Below are 2,500 nucleotides of genomic sequence, written 5' to 3' on the forward strand. Positions count from 1 at the left end.
GATTTCCGACCGCTCTGAGCCAACCTTCGCGCGCCTCCGTTACGCTTTAGGAGGCGACCGCCCCAGTCAAACTACCCGCCACGCAGGGTCCCGGATCCGGATAACGGACCGCGGTTAGACATCAAGAGTGCGAAGGGTGGTATCTCAAGGGAGGCTCCACCGAGACTGGCGTCACGGGTTCAAAGCCTACCACCTATCCTGCACATCACAATCCTGATGCCAGTGCGAAGCTGTAGTAAAGGTGCACGGGGTCTTTCCGTCTGACCGCGGGTAGCCTGCATCTTGACAGGCAATTCAATTTCGCTGAGTCGATGTTGGAGACAGCGGGGAAGTCGTTACGCCATTCGTGCAGGTCGGAACTTACCCGACAAGGAATTTCGCTACCTTAGGACCGTTATAGTTACGGCCGCCGTTTACCTGGGCTTCAATTCAGAGCTCTCACCCCTCCTTTTAACCTTCAGGCACCGGGCAGGCGTCAGACCCTATACGTCGTCTTGCGACTTCGCAGAGCCCTGTGTTTTTAGTAAACAGTCGCCACCCCCTGGTTTGTGCCCCCAGCTCCAAGTTGCCTTGGAACCGGGCCTCCTTCTCGCGAACTTACGGAGGTATTTTGCCGAGTTCCTTCAACATCGTTCTCTCAAGCGCCTTGGTATTCTCTACCAGTCCACCTGTGTCGGTTTAGGGTACGATCTCATGATGGAGCTATTTCCAGGAACCTCTGAACGGCCCGCCCAATCCGATAAGGGCGAACAATCTTCGAGATCCGTCACTTCCATCTGGCCCAGGAATATTAACCTGGTTCCCATCGACTACGCCTTTCGGCCTCGCCTTAGGGGTCGGCTTACCCTGCTCAGATTAGCTTTAAGCAGGAACCCTTGGACTTTCGGCGGGAGGGTCTCTCACCCTCCTTGTCGCTACTCATGTCATCATTCTCACTAGTGATCTCTCCACCGGATGGCTCACGCCCCGGCTTCATCGAAGATTTCGAACCCTCCATGGGGCCCCGAGGGACACCAAAGAGGATGGAAACCATGTCACACTACGCTCTGCTACCATGCGCTATGCGCATCCTAAGCTTCGGCTCGTGGCTTGAGCCCCGTTACATCTTCGCCGCAGGACAACTTGATTAGACCAGTGAGCTGTTACGCTATCTTTAAAGGATGGCTGCTTCTAAGCCAACCTCCTGGTTGTTTTGGTCGTCCCACCTGCTTTCCCACTTAGCCACGAATTGGGGGCCTTAGCTGTAGGTCAGGGTTGTTTCCCTCTCGACGACGGACGTTAGCATCCGCCGTCTGTCTGCCATCCAGTACTCCTCGGTATTCGGAGTTTGGTTAGGATCAGTAAGCCTGTGGGGCCCCATTACCCATCCAGTGCTCTACCCCCGAGGGTATGCGGATGACGCTCTACCTAAATAGATTTCGCAGAGAACCAGCTATCTCCGAGTTTGATTGGCCTTTCACCCCTAGGCACAACTCATCCCGACCTTTTTCAACAGGTGTGGGTTCGGACCTCCAGTTGGTGTTACCCAACCTTCATCCTGGTCATGCCTAGATCACTCGGTTTCGGGTCTGATCCATCTAACTCATGCGCCCTATTAAGACTCGCTTTCGCTGCGCCTACACCTAACGGCTTAAGCTTGCTAGATAGACCAAGTCGATGACCCATTATACAAAAGGTACGCCGTCACCACGGACAAGTCCGCAGCTCCGACTGCTTGTAGGCGTTCGGTTTCAGGTACTGTTTCACTCCCCTCGTCGGGGTGCTTTTCACCTTTCCCTCACGGTACTGGTTCGCTATCGGTCAGTAAGGAGTACTTAGCCTTCGAAGGTGGTCCTCCGATCTTCAGACAGGATTTCACGTGTCCCGCCCTACTTGATACGTCCCTCAAAGCTTCCCATACGGGGCTGTCACCCGCTCTGGCTGCGCTTCCCAACGCATTCTGGTCACTTATCAGGCTCGGCTGGTCCCCGTTCGCTCGCCGCTACTAGGGGAGTCGCTATTGCTGTCCTTTCCTCCGGGTACTTAGATGTTTCAGTTCCCCGGGTTTGCTCTTGAAGACCTATGTATTCAGTCAACAAGTCCCTGTTTCAGCCGGTTATGAACCGCTCGAAAGCAATCATAACCAACTGTCAGGTGGGTTGCCCCATTCGGAAATCCATGGATCACAGCCTATTCCCGGCTCCTCATGGCTTATCGCAGGGTATCACGTCCTTCATCGCCTCTTACTGCCAAGGCATTCACCAAACGCCCTTCTCGCGCTTGATTTGATCCAGAAAAAGAGAGACTGCGAACAGTCCGTCCTCTTCAGATCAAAAGCATACTTTCCCGCGCCATCTTGCGATGGCACTTTTTGGTCAGTGTACTTGACTTGGACGACGCTGCAGCTTCTGGTCACGATACATGTACGCGCGCGGGAAACGCTCGAACATGCCTTCCCCCGAGGGGGGAAGCAACCAGGACATCCCCTCACGCGGGGACGCCAGCAACGTCGCTATTTGTA

1 rRNA gene is annotated in these 2,500 nt (G+C 54.6%); it reads right to left on the bottom strand.

Going from position 1 to position 2,500, the window contains the following annotated elements:
• Nucleotides 1-2,265 (bottom strand): 23S ribosomal RNA (locus tag ABIE57_RS20210); the annotation flags it as partial.
• Nucleotides 2,266-2,500 lie beyond the last annotated feature (235 nt).

The sequence above is a fragment of the Roseovarius sp. MBR-6 genome (assembly GCF_040547525.1).
Classification (GTDB): Bacteria; Pseudomonadota; Alphaproteobacteria; order Rhodobacterales; family Rhodobacteraceae; genus Roseovarius.